The sequence below is a fragment of the Streptomyces sp. NPDC057697 genome (genome assembly GCF_042799335.1).
Classification (GTDB): Bacteria; Actinomycetota; Actinomycetes; order Streptomycetales; family Streptomycetaceae; genus Streptomyces.
This window is the reverse complement of record NZ_JBHVJA010000003.1, coordinates 21,609-38,959: the sequence shown is the minus strand read 5'-3', so window position 1 is coordinate 38,959 and position 17,351 is coordinate 21,609. Positions and strand designations below refer to the sequence as shown.

Here is a 17,351-nt window from a genome sequence, read left to right as displayed (position 1 = left end):
CTTTCGGCCGCGTCCAGGAAGACGTCGAACTGGGCCGGGGTCCACACCATCACCGCCGACGGTTGTCCAGCAGGCGGAAGCTGCCCGGCAGACCGTCGAGCCCCTGCGGACCGCCTGCCGGATCGCAGCCGCCCAACCGCTGGCGGCCATATGTGCCTACGGCCGGCGGCTTCCGGCACCGGACCGGCGACGCCAGGTCGCCGTGCTCCACACTGTGCTGCCCGACCTCGCGGACCGGATCCAGGCCGAGCCCGGGTGGCCCGCCCTGACTGCTGTACTGGACCAAGCCGAACGCGAGGGCCATGAGGCCACCGCTCTGCTGCGGCAGGCCGTGGCCCAGCGGGAACTCGGCCCTGCGGGTTCCCTCTCCGAGGTGCTGGTCTGGCGGCTGCACGGGCTCGACGTCCAGCCGGTGAAGGCTCCGGACCGATGTGTACGGACGAAGAGCACCCCGCCTCTTGTCCGGCCGGTCACCATTCCTGCCGTTTCGGCTATACGACCACGCGGACGTTGACCCCGCCCGTCAGCCGTTCACCGGGCGGGCCCCGTGTTCGGTCGCGAGGGCGGTGAGGCGGGCGGCCGTGGAGGTGTCGAGGGCGGTGATGGCGCCTCCGGCGTCGTGGGTGTTGAGGGCGAAGCCGATCGTCCCGTAGAGGATGCGGACCTCGGCGTGATGGTTGGCCTCGTCCTCGGCCGCCGCCACGGCCGCGTAGAGAGAAGGGACGGTGGAGCGGTCGGTCTTGAAAGTGGCCGTGAGTTTTCCGTCCTCCACGGTCCAGCCGGGGAGGTCGGTGAGGGCCTGGGCGAGTTCGGCGTCGGTCAGCGAGGTGGCGGGCATGGGGGCTCCTTCTTTTAACGGTTTTAAGCGACGAGTGGCTTGAGGGCCTTGACGAGACAGTCGCCGATGGGGTCGTTCCGCCAGCGGCTCATGCTCTGGCGGAGAGCTTCCAGCTCTTTGCGGTGGCGGGCGGAGCCAGTTTGGGCGGCGATCTTGGCGGACTCGGCGGCCAGGGTCACGGCGTGTTCCGGCTCGCCGGTGGCGGCGTACGCGGCGGCTTGGCGGGCGAGGTAGACGCCGGTGTCCCGGCGGGCGTCCGGGGGCATGTCGGCGTTGATCCGGTCCCAGATGACTTGGGCCTCCTCGTACAGCCCCATGCGGCCGTAGCAGGTGGCCCGCTGGACCTCGAAGAAGTACGCGTTGTGGTGGACCGCACCCCATGGCACGGACGGATCCGCTACTTCGACCACGGCGGACGCCTCGTCCAGAAGATGATCGACGGCGGCCCGTTCGCCCAGGAGGGAGTGGCCGTGGGCCTGCTGGTGCATGAGGTTGACGCGGATGCGGTTCGAGAGCCGATGCCGTTCGCTCAGCCCCTGTCGGCACAGGTCGACAGAGGCCCGGCCGTCGCCCAGGTCGGATCGGAGGCGGGCCGTGTTGGAGAGGATGTACGCGGTGAGATCGGCGTTCCCGAGGATCTGGGCGTCCATCTGCGCGATGCCGTGCCAGTACGCGGTCGAGTCCCACAGGCCGGCGTCCTGATGGAGCCATCCGGCCAGCGCGGCGTAGGTCACCCCGACCTGGATCAGTTCCTTCCGCACGGTGCCGCTGGCCGCCCGGGTGAGATCGCTGATCAGCCGGTACTGCTCGGTGACGGTCCCGATGAGATCGCGGGGGCCGAGCATCATGTCGGCGGTGTAGTGGCCACCGAGCTGCTGGTAGAAGTAGCCGACCAGGGCCGGGTCGATGTCCCGGGGCCTGAGGTCGGTCGGGCTTACCACGCCGAGCGCGGCCACCGATCCGGCGGCCGGGAAGCTCCGGCGTTCCATGGAAGGTCCCTCCTCCGCACGGCGTGAACGGGCTGGGTGACCGGGCGGGGGAGGGAAGCCGAGGTGCTCCGGGCAGAGGCCGAAGGCGGCGCGCAGGGCGGCGGCGGTGTCGGGCCGGGGCCAGCCCGGCCGGTCCGACTCCCAGCGGCGGTAGGTACGCACGCTGACGGTGAAGTACGGGTCGCCGAGCGCGAGCCGGCCCGCCGTGCTGATCTCCTCAGCTGCCTTCTCCTGGGACAGCCACCCGCGGTCGAGCCGTGCCGCCCGCAGCCTGTCGTTGGTCCTCACCGTGTCCCCTCGCGCTCGACCTCTCCAACGTAACGCTCAACTGATCTGCTCATACCCGGCGTTACGGAAGATCGGTCCATCTGTTCGAAGTGGCCGCTGAATGGCCGCGCTGTGGCCGTCGGGCTTCCTGGCCGCCCGGTGGGGTGTGACGGTTCCCTGGAACGGTCAGCCACTCGCCACCCCAGGGAAGAGGTGAACCGGTGTCCCGACCTCCCTGGACGGATGCCGCACACGAAAGCCCCCGGGGGCCTGGGCCCCGTACCGACGACCGGGTACTGCTCTCCGAGGACGCGCGGACGTTTCGCAGCCGCCACGGTGACCCCACCCGCTGGACGGCCGAGGAGTGGACGGTGTTCCTCTCCCTGGGCGGCGCGCGATGAGCGGCAGGCACGCCGCAGGTCGCCCCTCGCGACCCGGTCCCGCCACCCTGCTGCTCGGCGTCATCGGTGTCGTACCGCCCTTCCTCGTTCTCATCCCGCAGGTGGTCGACGCGGCTTCGCCCATGAAGCCCATGCCGGCCGTTGCCGCCGGCACCAAACCGGACTCGGAATCGTCGGCCACTTCCTGAGACTGCCCCGGGCAGGAGACAGACCCACTTGGTGGACCTCTGCCCGCGGCGCACACCCCCTGGCCCACGGCCCGGGGAACCGCCCGAGCACCTCTACGACGAAAAGGGAACCCTTCATGTCGCTCCTGCTGGAACGTGTCCCGTCCCTGTCCCACGAGATCGCCGCTGAGCCGGTCGGACCTGCTGAGACGCGGCCATTCGGTCTCGACAGCCTGACCGACCCGATGCCGGTCCACGGCCACCGTCCGGTGCTGACCGTGGACCCGGTCACCCAGCTCTCCCTGGTCGACGGCTTCCCGGCCGGCGCCCACCCCACCATGAGCAAGACGTCGTGCAACACCGAGTCGGACGGCAAGGACGCCATCGCCGTCGACACGGATCAGAACGACGACGAGTACGACGACTGATGACGTTCCGCGTCAGTCGGAGCACGCGCGGCGGACTCCCGCCGCGCGTGCTCGTCGTCACCCACGCCCTGGACCCCACTGCGGACTTCGTCCTGCGCGAGCTGAACGAGCGGCGGGTCCCGTTCTGGCGGACCGACCTCGCCGACTTCCCCACCCGTACGACCCTCCGTACAGAGCTGGGGGCGGACGGTCGCTGGACCGGCTCCCTCCACGACTGCGCCCGAGGCATCGACTTATCGGAGCTGCGGGCGGTGTGGTGGCGCAAGCCCACCGTCCACGAGCTGCCGGAATCGATGGGCGGTCCGGAGCGCCGCTTCGCGATCGGGCAGGCCAAGCGGGCGGTCACCGTCCTCGGGTCGTTGCCCGGGGTGCTGTGGGTGAACCGGCCGCAGGCGAACGTCGACTGCACCAAGCCCGTGCACCTGGCAGCCGCCGTCGCCAGCGGGCTCCAGGTGCCCGAGACGCTGATCACCAACGACCCGGCCGCCGTCCCGCCCTTCGCCCGGCGCTGCGGCGGGCGGATCGTGACGAAGGTGCTGGGCGGGATCGTCCACACGGAGGGCGGCACGCGGGGCCAGCTCTACACCCGCCGTGTCCCCGAGGAACAGTGGGTGGATCCCCGGATCGCGCTGACCGCTCACCTCTTCCAGCGGGAGATCGCCGACCGTGCGTACGAGGTCCGCGTCGCGGTCGTCGGCGGTCGGCTGTTCGCCGCCTCGATCCAGGCCCCGCCCGGGCACATCGGGCCGGATTGGCGCCAGGGCTCCGACGCCTTCACCCACACCGCCATCGTCCTGCCCGTCTCGATCGCGGACGCGGTACGCGAGATGATGCGCCGCCTCGGCCTGGTCTTCGCCGCCCTCGACTTCATCGTGGACGGCCAGGGCGTGCACTACCTGGTCGACGTCAACGCGGGGGGCCAGTGGGCCTGGATCGAACCCACCCGCGAACCGATCACTCACGCCATCGCCGACCTCCTACAGAAAGGCTCCACCCGCTGATGACCAGTGCTTTCACAGATCAGGCCGCCGCCGAGGCCCGCCGCGCTCTCACCCAGGCCCTCATGGATTCCGGCGACCTCACCGACTCGCGGTGGCTCCTCGCGTTCGAAGAAGTCCCTCGACATGTCTTCGTCCCGTACTTTTACGTGTCCTCCGGGGAACGCGTTTCCGGCGACGACCAGTGGTTCACCGCTGTTCATGAGGACCGCAGCCTGGTCACCCACCGTACGGACGGCGCGGCGACCTCGTCCAGCTCCCAGCCGTCCCTCATGGCCACCATGCTCGAAGCGCTCGCCGTGGCGGACGGGATGAACGTCCTGGAGATTGGCGCCGGCACCGGCTACAACGCCGCCCTTCTCGCCCACCGCCTCGGCGACGACCATGTCACCACTGTCGATATCGCCGCCGACATCACCGGCCCCGCCCGCGAACGTCTGGCCACCGCCGGATACCGCCCCACCGTGATCACAGGCGACGGCTCCCTCGGCGCCCCCGACCGCGCCCCCTACGACCGCATCATCGTCACATGCGGCCTGTCCACCGTCCCTCCGGCGCTGCTCCAGCAGCTCACGGACGACGGTTGCCTCCTTGCCCCCCTCGGCAACGCCCTCGCCCGTATCCACCCCACGGGACCGGGCACCGCCACCGGCCGCTTCCTCCGCCACGGCGCCTTCTTCATGCCCCTCCGCCACACCACGAGCGATGGTGTCCCTGCTCGTCGCCCGCCCCTGCCGACCGGTCCCGGCCGCCCCTCCGCCCTCCCCGCCAAGGCCATCGCCGACAATCACTTCCGCTTCCTCGCCGGCATCGCCGTCCCAGGCCTCACCTGGCAGTACGACCTCAACGACGAGCGCGAGATCACCGCCGCCCGCGTCTGGCACCGCGACGGCTCCATCGCCCAGCTCCACCCCGACACCACTGTGACCGAGGCGGGACCCCGCCGCCTCTGGACCACCCTCGAAGACGCCCATCGCAGCTACCAAGACGCGGGCAGCCCTACCCCCGACCGTTATGGCATCACCATCGACGCAGAGGGACAGTTCGTCTGTCTCGATGACCCAGACGGGCAGAGCTGGACGCTGGGAGAGTGACTGGTGCAGCCCCCGCAGGCAGTCCAGCCTGCGGGGGAGTGCTGTCAGAAGACAGCAGCGATAGCCAGACTGACGATGAGGTGCCACCACCCCGGATTAGACCACCAGGGGTCACGCCACTTCATTGTGATCACGAACATTTTCCCCTCCTGCGGAGACCTATTGGGGCCCTTGTCTGACGGCCCGTCTTCGAGACCAACGGGGCCCCGTGCATAGGGTCACGGGAATACTCGAAGAGTCTACTTAAGTGGGGGCCTGTGCGAAATCGGGTCGAGCTGGCAAGTGAGAACCGCTCGCGTGTGCGTGCCCAAGGTGGGGGTGCAACGCACGTGGTCGTCAACCGAAGCCTCGGTTGACGACCACGTGTCGATGAACACCCCCGAGTCTGTGGGGGACCACTCTGTTGCCGGGCCTGTCCAATCAACTGGGACCACCCCCGCGTGCGCGAGGACCACTCTGTTTCCGGGCCTGTCCAATTAAGCAGACTGGGACCACCCCCGCGTGCGCGAGGACCACTGCGCCGGCATCAGTGCAGCGTAGGCATTGTCAGGCCCACCCCGCAGGTGCGGGGATGTCCCGGGTCAGGCTTTCAAGATAGGTCCCAACAGCGTTGGGGGACATATTGGTGGCTGACCGCTGGTTTGGGGGCGAACCTGTTCCAGACAGTTTTGCGTGAGCGGACGCGCCAGCACAGGGCGACCGGATGGCACCGATGGCCCCGCACACTGGGCCTCTGCGACAGCCGAGCGATCAGTCAGAACCCTCCAACACAAGATCGTCGGGCCTTTTTTTATCCGTTGGTTGTGGGTTCGAGTCCCACACGGCCTACCGGCAGCAGGGCGGGGAAATCTCCTCCGACCTGCTGCGGAGCGCCCCGACCGGTTCCATCCGGTCGGGGCGCTCCGTGCTTTCCCGTCCGGGTCAGGTGGTGAGCAGGCGGTCGAAGAAGGACCGGTACTGGCGCAGGGCCAGGCGCAGGTCCTCGGTGGCGACCTCCTCGCCGCGGTGCCACTGGCCTTCGAGCCCCCGTTTGTGGTCGGCGAAGGTGGTGGCGAGCAGCCGGATGACCTCGGCGACGAGCTCGTCCGCCGCGAGGACCGACCGCTGGGGGTCGTCGACGAATTCCTGCTGGATCCGCTGCCACCGGGCACGGAGGTCTTCCGTGTCCTGGGGGCCGATCAGCGGGGCGGAACCGGGGCTCTGCGCGGACTCCGGGCTCCGGGCGGGCTCGTCGCGGTCGTGCGTGACGGTCTCTCTCGGGCGGCCGGTCTCGTCGGTGATTCTGCTTCTGGGCGCCGTGCTGTCGGGATCGGGCGCGGTGGTCCGCTCCCCGGCCGGGTCCGGGGGCCGTCGCGGCGGCTTTGTCTCGGGCCGGGCGATGTCCTCGGTGGACAGGGCTTCGCGGGCAGGCTCGGCGTACGCGTCGCGTCCGGTCGGTCCATCCCTCTGCATGTCCCTTCACCTCCACGGGGTGCCTGCGGACGGTCCCGGCCGCAGGGCTCTCATCGGTGTTCGCCGTCCGGGGAAGAGGTGTCGCCCCGCAGCAGTTCGTCGAAGAGCGCGCGGTAGTGGACCATCGCGGTCCGCAGCTCTTCCGTCGAGGTCTCCCTGCCACCCGCGCGCTGGTTGATCTCATGGGCGGCGCGGTAGTGCTCCAGCGTCCGGGAGTGCTCGACCGACAGGTCCCGAGTCTGCTGCTCGTAGCTCTCGGTCGGGTAGCCGCGCTCGCTCATGAGCGTGGTCACCAGCCGGTCCGCCTCGCCGACCGCCTGGTCGGGGTCGTCGACGAAGCGTTCCTGGACGGTGTTCCAGTCCCGGGCGTACTGGTCGCGGACCCTCGCGGGCAGCGGCCGGATCTCCAGCGCCTCGTGCCGCTCTTCCCTGGCCTTCAGGTCGCGTTCGGCCGCTCCGCGGCTGTGCTTCGCCTTGACCGTGCGTTCGTACTCCGGCCCGTAACGCTCCCGCAGGTGCCGCCGCCGGGACATCGTCCGCAGCGCGAGGGCGACCAGAGCCACGACGATCACGGCAGCCACGATGATGACGATGGTCGTCCACATCGAGTCCTCCACTCATCGGGAGTTCACGCCGACGGACGGGGCTCGGGGGCCTGTGAGAGGCACCGCGGCGGGGCATCCTGTCGCCTGGCGTGCCACCTTTCAGGATTCCACGCATCGCCCCGGTTGTCCCGGCGGAGCACGGCCGGCGGCCCGCCCGCGCGGCCGGGGCGGTCAGACGAGGAGCTTCGTCTTCGCCCGCTGGTACTCCTCGTCCGTGATGGCGCCCCGGTCCCTGAGCTCGGCGAGTCTCGCCAGGTCGTCGACGTGGCTGCCCTTCTTCGTGGCGTCGCCCGTGTCGGAGGTGCCCGCGGCCTCGCGTACGTACGCCTTGAAGGCCGCGTCGCGGTCCTGGGCCTCCTTGATGTCCCGCCGGCTCATGGACTTGCCGCGCACGATCACATAGACGAGCACGCCGAGGTACGGCAGCAGCAGCGTCAGGATCAGCCAGCCCGCCTTGCCCCAGCCGCTGAGGTCGTGGCTGCGGAAGATGTCCGTGATGACCTTGAACAGCAGGAACAGCCACATGACCCAGAGGAAGAACCAGAGCATGGTCCAGAAGAGGTCGAGCAGGGTGTAGTCGTCCACGGATCGCTCCTCGGTCAACGCGTGTTCGGCGCGGTGAGCAGGCAAAGGGTAAAACAGTCATATCACCAGATATTCATGGCCGCTCGTTGCCGTTATGGGGTGGTACAGGACGTTCTGTGACGAGGTCCGGAGTACCGTGGAAGGGTCGAGGGAGGCCCGGCCTCCAGGAGGCGGGGTCGACCCATGAACTGGTGCGGTACACCGCGTGAGAAGCGGCGTGAGCCGGCGTACGCACAGAGGCTCGCGAGGGCGCATGCACAGGGCAGATGAGTCCGCCCGCAGCCCGGTCGGGGCGATCGGCCGTGTCACCGTGCCGATTCCGCCGGGCGGGCCCGGCGAAGTGCTGGTGGCCGTACGGGGCGGGTCCGAGGCGTACACCGCGTGGTCGGCGACGTCGATCGACCGGGACGAGCGCGTCGTCGTCGTCGACTCGGTGTCGGCGCGGGGCGTGATCGTGGAGCGCCTGCCGCCCTGAGCGGCCCGAGCCGTCGAGGCGGCCGGAGTCGACGCGGCGGCCGGAGTCGTTACGTGCGGCCGGTGCGGCCGCACGTAACCACGGACCCAAGGAAGTGCGGCGGCCGTGGCGGCCGCACGTAAACCACGGACCTACGGAAGCAGTGACCTACGGCAGGAGCCTCCGATGTTCTTCTGGCACGTTCCCGCCCCCAACGAGGCGATGCTCATATCCGGTTCCAAGGGCCAGACCCTGGACACCCAGTTCCGGATCGTCACCGGGCACGGCAGCTTCGTGCTCCCGGTGAAGCAGAAGGCGCGCATGCTCTCCCTGGCGCTGCGCGAGGCGGAGATCACCGAGGACTGCGTGACGCAGCAGGGCATCCGTCTCAACGTCCGCGCCGTGGCCGTCTTCAAGGTCGGCGACGACGCCGTCTCCATCGCCAACGCGGCCCGCCGCTTCCTGACCGAGCAGGAACAGATGGAGGAACTCGTCGGGCGGATCTTCGCCGGACATCTGCGGTCCATCGTCGGCGGACTGACCGTGGAGCAGATCATCCGGGAGCGCAACCGGGTCTCCCAGGAGGTCATCGCGGGCAGCCACGGCGAGATGGAGAAGCTCGGCATCGTCGTGGACGCGCTCCAGATCCAGGAGATCGACGACGCCACCGGCTACATCAGGAACCTCGCCGCCCCGCACGCCGCCGCCGTCGCCAGTCAGGCCCGTATCGCCGAGGCCAAGGCCGACCAGGAGGCCAGTCAGCGCGAGCAGCAGGCCGCCGCGCTCAAGGCGGAGTACGAACGCGACACCGCGATCAAGCGGGCCGGGTTCCTCGCCGAGACCGAGCAGTACAACGCCCGCGCCGCCCAGGCCGGGCCGCTCGCCCAGGCCAAGGCCTCGCACGAGGTCATCGAGGAGCAGACCGCGCTGGCCGAACGACAGGCGGCGCTCGCCGCGCAACGGCTGGAGGCGGAGGTCCGGCGCCCGGCGGACGCCGAGGCGTACCGGCAGCGGACCCTGGCGGAGGCGGCCCGGGACCGGGTGAAGTTCGAGGCCGACGGCAACGCGTACACGGAGCGGGCCCTCGCCCAGGCGCAGGCCGACGCCAACAGCGCGCGCGCCGCCTCGCTGCGGGACGGCAACCAGGAGCTCATCGCGGCCAACCGCATCGTCGAGAACCTGCCCGCGCTCGCCGACGCGGCCGCCCGCGGCATGTCCGGGGCCGACCTCACCGTGCTCAACGGCACCAGCGGGGTCAACGAGATGGCGGCGGGCGTCGTCGGCCAGGGGCTGGCGATCCTGCACGCCCTGCAACAGGGGGTGAACCCGGTGAAGCAGCCGGCCGTCGACGGGAAGGCCGCGCCCGTTCCCCGCATCTCCGAGACGAATACGTCCTGATTGCGCCCATACGCTCCGTTCCGTCCCGGTCCGGGTGACGGCCCGGCAAACCGGAGTGGTCAAACGGGCGCCGGAGATGCCGTAGAGTTGTGTTCACCGACGCGGGGTGGAGCAGCTCGGTAGCTCGCTGGGCTCATAACCCAGAGGTCGCAGGTTCAAATCCTGTCCCCGCTACTGAAGGACCAGGCCCGGCACGCATACAGCGTGCCGGGCCTGATTCGTTTCCGTGCGCGGGCCCGCGCGGGTGCGTGAGCCCCGTCGCGGGTATCCCCCTTTTGGCGGACGAGGAGTCGCAGCTCCGTGCCGCTCCGGCGAGCCTGGGAGTGGGGCGCGGTACCGTCCGCAGCCGCGCGCGTACCGGGCAGGAGACCACAGGTGTGGAAGCGGGAGAGGCGGCGCGGCAGACATGCCGGGGGCGGTGCGCGTACCCGGAGCTTCGTGCGTACCCTCCCCGCCCTGATGATTCTCGGCGGGCTCGTGTTCGACTTCTTCACCCCGCAGACCTTCACCGCCATTCCGCTGTTCGTGGCCGCCCCGCTGATCGCCGCCCCGTTCTTCTCGCTCTCCAGCACCATCCGCACCGGGATCGCCTCGATGCTGGCCGTGATCGCGCTGCGGCTGTACAGCAATACGTTGCCGCAGGTCGTGCCGTTGATCGAGCTGCTCACGCTGGCCACCGTCTCGGTCCTCGCCGTGGTGATCAACGGGGTCGTGCGGCGCGGCAACGAGCAGCTGGCCTCCGCGAGATTCGTCGCGGAGACCGCCATGCGCGCGGTGCTGCCCCAGCCGTCCGACCGGATCGGCGGACTACAGGTAGCCGCGCGGTACGAGGCGGCGCAGGCGGACGAGTTCGTCGGCGGTGACCTCTTCGCCGTGGCGGACACCCCGCAGGGGGTGCGGCTGGTGGTCGGGGACGTGCGGGGCAAGGGGCTCGAAGCCGTGGAGACGGTGGCGGTGGTCATGGGGGCGTTCCGCGAGGCGGCCGAGCAGGAGCCCTCGCTGGAGGGGGTGGCCGGCCGGCTGGAGCGGGCGCTGGCGCGGGAGGAGGCGCGGCGGGGCGGGCTCGACGTCCTGGAGGGCTTCATCACCGCCGTGCTCGCCGAGATCCCGTCCGGGCTCTCCCGGGTGCGGATCGTCAACCGTGGTCACCCCGAACCGATCCTGCTCCACCCGGACGGGGCGCTGGAGGTGCTGAAGCCGTCCGTGCCGGCGCTGCCGCTGGGGATGGGGCTGGGGGCATGGCCGGAGCGGACGGACGAGTGGGACCTGCCGGCCGGGACGACGCTGCTGCTCTACACGGACGGGCTGTCCGAGGCGCGGAACGCCGAGGGGGTCTTCTACGATCCGGCGGCCCGGCTGCGCGGGCGGATCTTTCCGGGGCCCGAGGAGCTGCTGTCCGCGCTGACCGACGACGTACGGCTGCACACGGGCGGCGAGACGACCGACGACATGGCGCTGCTCGCGGTGGTACGTCCCGCCGCGGGGCAGCCGGACCGGCGCAGGACCGTACGGATCGTGGGCGCGGAGACGGTGGGAGGGGCGGGGTGAGAAGCGGGGCGAGAAGCGTGGCGAGGGGCGTGGCGAGGGGCGTGGCGAGGGGGCGGATGCGTGATGCCACCCTGTGTAGTCGAAAGGCGCCGCTCCGCATAACGTTTGACGCAACGTCAGAAACGGGGTAATGGCTGAGGTGCGGTCAACTCGTCCGATTCCACCCGCTTGTGTCCCGTAAAGTCCAGGCCAAAGACGTGAACGATCAGTGGGAACAGCTTGGAATAGGACGCCGGTGTCTATTAACGTTCGATAACGCAGCGCGGTCGTCCCAGCCGTCGTCAAGGGCGGCACCGTGCGCGAGCGCCGAATTCCGCAAGGGAACCGGGGAACCACCTACATTGGGGTGAATCGGACACCTGTGTCTCGTGAGAGACGGAGGGGCCCGTAGGAGACCTTCCTGCTCCGAACCCGTCAGCTAACCCGGTAGGCGAGAAGGAAGGAAAGGAGTGCGCCCCCGTGGCGTCCAACAAGCCTGCCCCCGAGGCCCCGTCCCGGTTCCAACCCGACTACGGCAGCGGTCACGGCGCCGACTACGGCACCCGTCCCGACGCCGGTTACGGCGCCGGTTACGGCGCCGAATTCGCACCCACCGGTCCCGCCACGGCTTTCGTCCCCACCGGTCCGGCTACGGCGTTCGTGCCCACCGGTCCGGCGACGGCGTTCGGAACCGACTACGGCACGGGGCACGGCACCGAGCCGGGCGGTGACTTCACCGGCGGATTGAACGGCGGGTTGAACGGCGGATCGGCCGTCGGAACCACCGGAGACTTCGGCGGCGAGCCCGGTCGCGAGTTCGCCGGGGAGTTCGGTGGCGAGTTCGGTGGCGACCTCCGCGCCGAGGCCAACTCCGGTGAGTCCGAGCGTGGTTGGGACGAGTGGAACCCCACCGAGGAGACCGTCCGCCCGGTGCGCGGCAGACACCGCGTCGCCAAGCAGCGCAACGGTCTCGCCCGCAGCTCCACCGTGCTCGGCGTCGGCGTCATAGCGGCGGTCGGCGCGGGCGGCATGGCCACCGCGGCGGGCAAGCCGCCGGTCTCCATCTCGGTGCCCGACTCCATCAAGGACAACCTCCCCGACGCCAAGTCCCTGCCCGGTGTGGGCGCCCTGTTCTCCGACGGGTCCGAGGCCGACAAGACCGCGGTCACGGCCGCCTCCGCCCCGCTCACCACCGCCGGCATCACCACCGCCGAGGCGGAGCAGGGGGCGACGGACGCGGGCGAGGCGCTCCGCGCCCGCATCCTCCAGCAGGCCGAGCAGCAGCAGGACGCCGCCGACGCCGAGGCCAAGGCCGCCCAGGAGAAGGAAGCCTCCGAGAAGGCCGCCGCCGAGGCCAAGAAGCAGCAGGACGAGGCGGAGGCCAAGGCCGAGGCCGAGAAGAAGAAGGCGGAGGAGGAGGCCAAGAAGAAGGCGGAGGCCCTGCGGCTCGCCAAGCTCGCCGCCAGCTACGCCATCCCGACCTCCTCGTACACGATCACCTCGACGTTCGGCGAAGCCGGTTCGATGTGGTCCTCCGGCCACCACACCGGCCTCGACTTCGCGGCTCCGACCGGTACCCCGATCAAGGCGATCCACAGCGGCACGGTCAAGTCGGCCGGCTGGTCCGGCGCGTACGGCTACCGCACGGTGCTGGAGCTCGACGACGGTACGGAGCTGTGGTTCTGCCACCAGTCCTCGATCGGCGTCGGCGTCGGCCAGAAGGTCAGCACCGGTGAGACCATCGGCCGGGTCGGCGCGACCGGCAATGTGACCGGGCCGCACCTCCACCTGGAGGTCCACACCGCCGGCGGTACGGGCATCGACCCGATGGCCTGGCTCCGCGGCAAGGGCCTCAACCCCTGAGACGACCCCCTGGAACGGCGACCGCCCACCCGTGAGGTGCGCCGGTCAGCCCCCGATGAACCCCGGCAGCCCTGACGCTCACCCCCCGACGTCAGGGCTGCCGGTCCGTCGTGGCGGAACAGTGGCGGAACAGCGGAACAGTGGCGGAACAGCGGAACAGTGGTGGAACAGCGGATCCGGCGGTGGAACAGCGGACCCGGCGGTGGAATAGCGGGCCCGGCGCGGGACGTTGATCCACTCATGACTTCTCTTCGTAAGCTGGGCTCCTCGGACCTTCAGGTCTTCCCGCTCGCCCTCGGCGGCAACGTCTTCGGCTGGACCGCCGACGAGGCGCAGTCGTTCGCCGTCCTGGACGCCTACGTCGAGGCCGGAGGCAACTTCGTCGACACCGCCGACGGCTACTCCGCCTGGGTGCAGGGCAACGAGGGCGGGGAGTCGGAGACGGTCATCGGCAAGTGGCTCGCCTCCCGCTCCCGTCGCGCCGATGTCGTGATCGCCACCAAGGTCTCCACCCACCCCTCGTACAAGGGGCTCGCGCCCGCCACCATCAAGGCCGGGGCCGAGGCGTCGCTGCGCAGGCTCGGCACCGACCACATCGACCTCTACTACACGCACTTCGACGACGAGAGCGTGCCGGTCGAGGACATCATCACCACCCTCGACCAGCTGGTGAAGGAGGGCAAGGTCAGGGAGATCGCCGCCTCCAACATCAGCCCCGCGCGGCTCCAGGCCTCCCTGGACTTCTCGGAGCGCGAGGGCCTGGCCCGCTACGTCGCCCTGCAGCCGCACTACAACCTGGTCTCCCGCGACACGTACGAGGGCGAGCTCCAGGACACCGCCGCCCGCGCCGGGCTCGCCGCCGTGCCGTACTTCGCGCTGGCCTCCGGCTTCCTCACCGGGAAGTACCGTCCGGGCGCCACGGTGGAGAGCGCGCGGCTGGAGCTCGTCGCCCAGTACCGGGACTCGGAGCGGGGCCAGAGGGTCCTGGCGGCGCTCGACGAGGTCGCCAAGGAGCACGACGCGCAGATCGCGACCGTCGCGCTGGCCTGGCTGGCGTCCCGGCCGACCGTGGTCGCGCCGATCGCCTCGGCCCGTACGGTCGAGCAGCTGCCCGCGCTGGTGGCCGTTGCGGACCTGTCGCTGACCGAGCAGGAGCTGGCCCGGCTCACCGAGGCGTCCGCCTGACCTGACGCACGGCCGTCCTACCGTGGCGGCTGCGGCGCCGGATACGGGTTGCCGACCGGCCCGGGGCCCGGCCCCGGGCCGTGTCCGCCGCGATGACCGCCGTACTGCGGGTACTGCGCACGCGGCTCGTGCCGGGGGCCCGGCCCGTGCGGACCGCGCGGGCCGGGCTGCGGATACCGCGCGTGCTGCGAGAACGGCTGGGGGTACGGGGGCTGCGGGTACGAGGGGCGCAGCCGGCCCGTCGCCTGCGCCGCGTACGCCAGGGCGGGCGCGGCCACCTCCCTGCGCTGCCAGAGATGGTGCAGGAGCTCCAGCTCGCGTGCGGCGAAGTCCGGGCCCGCCGTCCCGCGGCGGGCCCGGAGCCGCAGCGAGGCCAGTGAGGTCGCGAACGACTCGTACTCGGCGACGGCCTGGGCGGCCGCCTGTCCGTGGGCCTTGGCCGCGGCCTTCGCCTGGGCGGAGGGGGCCGGGACGGGCCCGTACGGGCTCTGCCAGGAGCCACGGGCCGCCATGGCGTACTTCCGGCGGGCGGCGTCGCGGGCCAGGCCGCGGGCCCGCATCGAGGCGAGGGCGAGCGGCTCCGCCGGGGTCAGCCAGCCGGCGGCCGCGTAGGCGGGCAGCTCGGCGGCGAGCGTCCGCAGCTCCCGCTGGCGCGACCAGATCACCAGCCAGGTCACCAGGCCGAAGACCGGGACCATGAACACGCCGTACACCGCGTAGAAGCCGTACGGGCTGAAGACCGCCGACCCGTTCCACAGCGCGTGCATGCCCATGGCGAGGACGAGCCCGAGCAGCGGCAGCGCGATGCGGCGGACGCGGGCCCGGCGCGGGGCGGCCGCGGCGAGCCCGAAACCGATGCCGGTCAGCACCGTGAAGAGCGGGTGCGCGAACGGCGACATGACCGCCCGGACGAAGAACGTCGCGGCCGTCACCGATACGAAGCCCGTGGTGCCGATCTGCTGATCCTCGCCGAAGGCGTTCCCGAGATAGAGGATGTTCTCGGTGAAGGCGAAGCCGCTCGCGGTGATGCCGGCGATCACGGCGCCATCGACGATCCCGTGGAAATCCCGTCTTCGGAACAGGAAGATCAGCAGGACCGCGGCGGCCTTGGCGCTCTCCTCGACGACCGGGGCTATGACCGTGGCACCGAGGGTGTCGGCGTTCGACGGATCGGCGGTGGTCGTGGCTATCCAGCGGGTCGCGAACGAGTTCGCGAGGATCGCGACCAGGGCGGCGGCGAACGCACCCCAGGCGAAAGCGAACAGCATGTTCCGCCAGGGGCCCGGATCGACCCGGTCCAGCCAGCGGAAGGCCGCCGTCAGGAGCGGCACCGGCAGCACGGCGAGGCCGAGACCGACGAGGAAGCCCTGGGTGCCGGTCTGATCGCGGACCAGGGCCAGGATCGCCAGACCGCAGAGGGCGAGCACCGTGACCACCACGACGACGCGGAACGTCCGGCTGCGCCACACCCTGCCGACGCGGCGGGGCCGGTAGCGCCAGTGCCCGCGCTCGGGCACGGCCGCCAGGATCTCGCCGACCCGCTGCTCCTGAAGGAGCGGGACGGCGGGCTGCGACTCCCGCTGCTGGACAGACCCGTCGGACACCACTCGATGACCCTAACCAGCGGCACTGACACCTGGCCATGGGGCGCCCGGCCGTCCAGGGGGCCGGACCGGCCGGTCCACGGGCTCAGCGGACCCGCTGGGCTCGGTGGCCCCCGCTGGGTCCGTCCGTCCCGCTGGGTCCGTCCGTCCCCCTGGGCCCGGTCGTCCCGCTGGGCCCGGTGGGCTCGGTGGTCCCGCTGGGTCCGTCCGTCCCGCTGGGCATGGTCGTCCCGCTGGGCTCGGTCGTCCCATTGGCTCGGTCTCCCGGCTGGTCCCGTCGGGCTGGCTGGACGACCTGCCTGGCTGGTCCCGTCGAGTCAGGTGGTTCCGTCGGGTCGGCTGGACGACCCGCCCAGCTGGTCCCGCCCGGCCCGCGCGTGGACCCCGTACGGGCCCCCGCCAGCGGGCTACGCGCGGTTCAGCGGCGGGCGAAAAGCAGGTCGTGCACGACATGGCCCTTGTCCAGGCCCTGCCCCTCGAACCGGGTGAGCGGCCGAAACGCGGGTCGGGGGGCGTAGCCGCCGTCCGCCTGGGTGTTCTCGAAGAGGGGGTGCGCGGTCAGCACTTCCAGCATCTGCTCGGCGTACGGCTCCCAGTCCGTCGCGCAGTGGATCACGGCTCCCGGCTTCAGCCGCTGCGCCACCAGGTCGAGGAACTCCGGCTGGATCAGCCGCCGCTTGTGGTGGCGCTTCTTGGGCCACGGGTCGGGGAAGTACACCCGCAGGCCGTCCAGCGCGTCCGGTGCGAGCATCTCGCGCAGCAGGATGATCGCGTCGCCGTTGGCCACCCGGATGTTGGTGAGGCCGTTCCGGTCGGCGAGGCCGAGGAGATTGCCCTGACCGGGGGTGTGCACATCGACGGCGAGAATGCCCGTGCCCGGGTCCTCGGCGGCCATCTGCGCGGTGGCCTCGCCCATGCCGAAGCCGATCTCCAGCACGGCCGGCAGCCCGTCGAACAGCTCGGGCAGATCGAGGACGCGCTGCCCGTCGATGTCCAGGCCCCACTTCGGCCAGAGCCGCAGCAGGGCGTCCTGCTGGCCGGGGGTGACCCGGCTGCGGCGTGGCTGGAAGCTGCGGATCCGCCGCTCGTGGTGCGAACCGGCCGGGTCGATGGCGGGCCCGCCCGGGAAGCGCGGCTCCTGGCGCAGCCTGCGCTGCCGCTCGAAGGAGGCGGCACGCAGCTCGTCCGGAATCCCGGCGGCGGCCGGTCCGCCGACGGCCGGTCCATCGGCAGCCGGTCCATCGGCGGGCGCCGCAGAACCGGAGCCCGCTGCCGTGGAGCCGGAGTCGGACGCCGTGGAGCCGGAGCCGGAGTCGGACGCCGTGGAGCCGGAGCCGGAGTCGGACGCCGTGGAGCCGGAGCCGGAGCCGGGCGCCGTGGAGGCGGAGCCGGACACTGCGGAACCGGATTCGGGCGCCGGGGCGGAAGGGCTCGCGGCGGGGTTCTCGGGGGTGGCCTCGGAGAGGTTCGCGGAGCGGCCCTCGGAGGGGTTCATG

At 71.1% G+C, this 17,351-nt stretch carries 16 protein-coding genes, 1 tRNA gene and 1 riboswitch; of the genes, 9 read left to right on the top strand and 8 right to left on the bottom strand.

Going from position 1 to position 17,351, the window contains the following annotated elements; all coding sequences use genetic code 11:
- Positions 1-49 precede the first annotated feature (49 nt).
- The 3 genes from ACFVFH_RS09970 to ACFVFH_RS09960 all read right to left on the bottom strand — a co-directional run bounded on the left by ACFVFH_RS09970 (position 50) and on the right by ACFVFH_RS09960 (position 2,115).
- Positions 50-394 carry a hypothetical protein gene (locus tag ACFVFH_RS09970; protein WP_383765651.1) on the bottom strand — a complete coding sequence of 115 codons (345 nt, stop codon included), beginning with the start codon at positions 392-394 and terminating at the stop codon, positions 50-52.
- Between the two features lie 129 nt (positions 395-523).
- A complete protein-coding gene (locus ACFVFH_RS09965) occupies positions 524-838 on the bottom strand; it encodes a 4a-hydroxytetrahydrobiopterin dehydratase (protein ID WP_383765649.1) in 315 nt (104 codons plus the stop codon).
- 23 nt (positions 839-861) lie between these two features.
- On the bottom strand, positions 862-2,115 hold the full coding sequence (locus tag ACFVFH_RS09960; protein ID WP_383765648.1) for a multiprotein-bridging factor 1 family protein: 1,254 nt from the start codon (positions 2,113-2,115) through the stop codon (positions 862-864).
- Positions 2,116-2,799: 684 nt separating this feature from the next.
- Between ACFVFH_RS09960 and tgmA the strand changes: the two genes are divergently transcribed.
- The 3 genes from tgmA to ACFVFH_RS09945 are packed head-to-tail and all read left to right on the top strand — an operon-like array spanning position 2,800 to position 5,182.
- On the top strand, positions 2,800-3,090 hold the full coding sequence (gene tgmA, locus ACFVFH_RS09955; RefSeq protein WP_383765646.1) for a putative ATP-grasp-modified RiPP: 291 nt from the start codon (positions 2,800-2,802) through the stop codon (positions 3,088-3,090).
- Positions 3,090-4,091, top strand: a complete 1,002-nt coding sequence (locus ACFVFH_RS09950) for an MvdC/MvdD family ATP grasp protein (protein WP_383765645.1) — start codon at positions 3,090-3,092, stop codon at positions 4,089-4,091. The genes tgmA and ACFVFH_RS09950 overlap by 1 nt, the downstream gene beginning before the upstream one ends.
- Positions 4,091-5,182 carry a methyltransferase domain-containing protein gene (locus ACFVFH_RS09945; protein WP_383765643.1) on the top strand — a complete coding sequence of 364 codons (1,092 nt, stop codon included), beginning with the start codon at positions 4,091-4,093 and terminating at the stop codon, positions 5,180-5,182. The genes ACFVFH_RS09950 and ACFVFH_RS09945 overlap by 1 nt, the downstream gene beginning before the upstream one ends.
- A 921-nt stretch (positions 5,183-6,103) precedes the next feature.
- On the opposite strand, the gene ACFVFH_RS09940 is transcribed toward ACFVFH_RS09945, so the two are convergent.
- The 3 genes from ACFVFH_RS09940 to ACFVFH_RS09930 form a co-directional block, all read right to left on the bottom strand.
- The gene (locus tag ACFVFH_RS09940) at positions 6,104-6,634 is read right to left on the bottom strand and encodes a hypothetical protein (protein ID WP_383765641.1); all 531 of its coding nucleotides are present in this window, start codon (positions 6,632-6,634) and stop codon (positions 6,104-6,106) included.
- 50 nt (positions 6,635-6,684) lie between these two features.
- Positions 6,685-7,239 (bottom strand): hypothetical protein, encoded by a 555-nt coding sequence (locus ACFVFH_RS09935; RefSeq protein WP_383765640.1) that lies wholly within the window; start codon positions 7,237-7,239, stop codon positions 6,685-6,687.
- Between the two features lie 171 nt (positions 7,240-7,410).
- On the bottom strand, positions 7,411-7,824 hold the full coding sequence (locus tag ACFVFH_RS09930) for an SHOCT domain-containing protein (protein WP_383765639.1): 414 nt from the start codon (positions 7,822-7,824) through the stop codon (positions 7,411-7,413).
- Between the two features lie 253 nt (positions 7,825-8,077).
- Here ACFVFH_RS09930 and ACFVFH_RS09925 point away from each other — a divergent pair, with 253 nt between their 5' ends.
- The 6 genes from ACFVFH_RS09925 to ACFVFH_RS09900 all read left to right on the top strand — a co-directional run bounded on the left by ACFVFH_RS09925 (position 8,078) and on the right by ACFVFH_RS09900 (position 14,251).
- Positions 8,078-8,299, top strand: a complete 222-nt coding sequence (locus ACFVFH_RS09925; protein ID WP_383765637.1) for a hypothetical protein — start codon at positions 8,078-8,080, stop codon at positions 8,297-8,299.
- A 165-nt stretch (positions 8,300-8,464) separates the two neighbouring features.
- A complete protein-coding gene (locus tag ACFVFH_RS09920; protein ID WP_383765635.1) occupies positions 8,465-9,676 on the top strand; it encodes an SPFH domain-containing protein in 1,212 nt (403 codons plus the stop codon).
- Between the two features lie 100 nt (positions 9,677-9,776).
- Positions 9,777-9,850, top strand: a tRNA-Met gene (locus ACFVFH_RS09915).
- Between the two features lie 201 nt (positions 9,851-10,051).
- Entirely contained in the window at positions 10,052-11,224 is a 1,173-nt protein-coding gene (locus tag ACFVFH_RS09910) for a PP2C family protein-serine/threonine phosphatase (RefSeq protein ID WP_383765633.1), read from the top strand.
- Positions 11,225-11,518: 294 nt separating this feature from the next.
- Positions 11,519-11,672, top strand: a riboswitch (cyclic di-AMP (ydaO/yuaA leader).
- Between the two features lie 287 nt (positions 11,673-11,959).
- Positions 11,960-13,066: a M23 family metallopeptidase gene (locus ACFVFH_RS09905; RefSeq protein WP_383766740.1), complete on the top strand. Its 1,107-nt coding sequence runs from the start codon at positions 11,960-11,962 to the stop codon at positions 13,064-13,066.
- A gap of 240 nt (positions 13,067-13,306) precedes the next feature.
- Positions 13,307-14,251 carry an aldo/keto reductase gene (locus tag ACFVFH_RS09900; protein WP_383765631.1) on the top strand — a complete coding sequence of 315 codons (945 nt, stop codon included), beginning with the start codon at positions 13,307-13,309 and terminating at the stop codon, positions 14,249-14,251.
- Between the two features lie 17 nt (positions 14,252-14,268).
- Here the strand turns inward: ACFVFH_RS09900 and ACFVFH_RS09895 are convergent, their stop codons facing one another.
- Together ACFVFH_RS09895 and trmB are read right to left on the bottom strand one after the other, a co-directional pair.
- Positions 14,269-15,855, bottom strand: a complete 1,587-nt coding sequence (locus tag ACFVFH_RS09895; protein WP_383765629.1) for a PrsW family intramembrane metalloprotease — start codon at positions 15,853-15,855, stop codon at positions 14,269-14,271.
- Between the two features lie 418 nt (positions 15,856-16,273).
- Positions 16,274-17,350, bottom strand: coding sequence for a tRNA (guanosine(46)-N7)-methyltransferase TrmB (trmB, locus tag ACFVFH_RS09890; RefSeq protein WP_383766738.1), 1,077 nt, complete (start codon positions 17,348-17,350; stop codon positions 16,274-16,276).
- Position 17,351 lies beyond the last annotated feature (1 nt).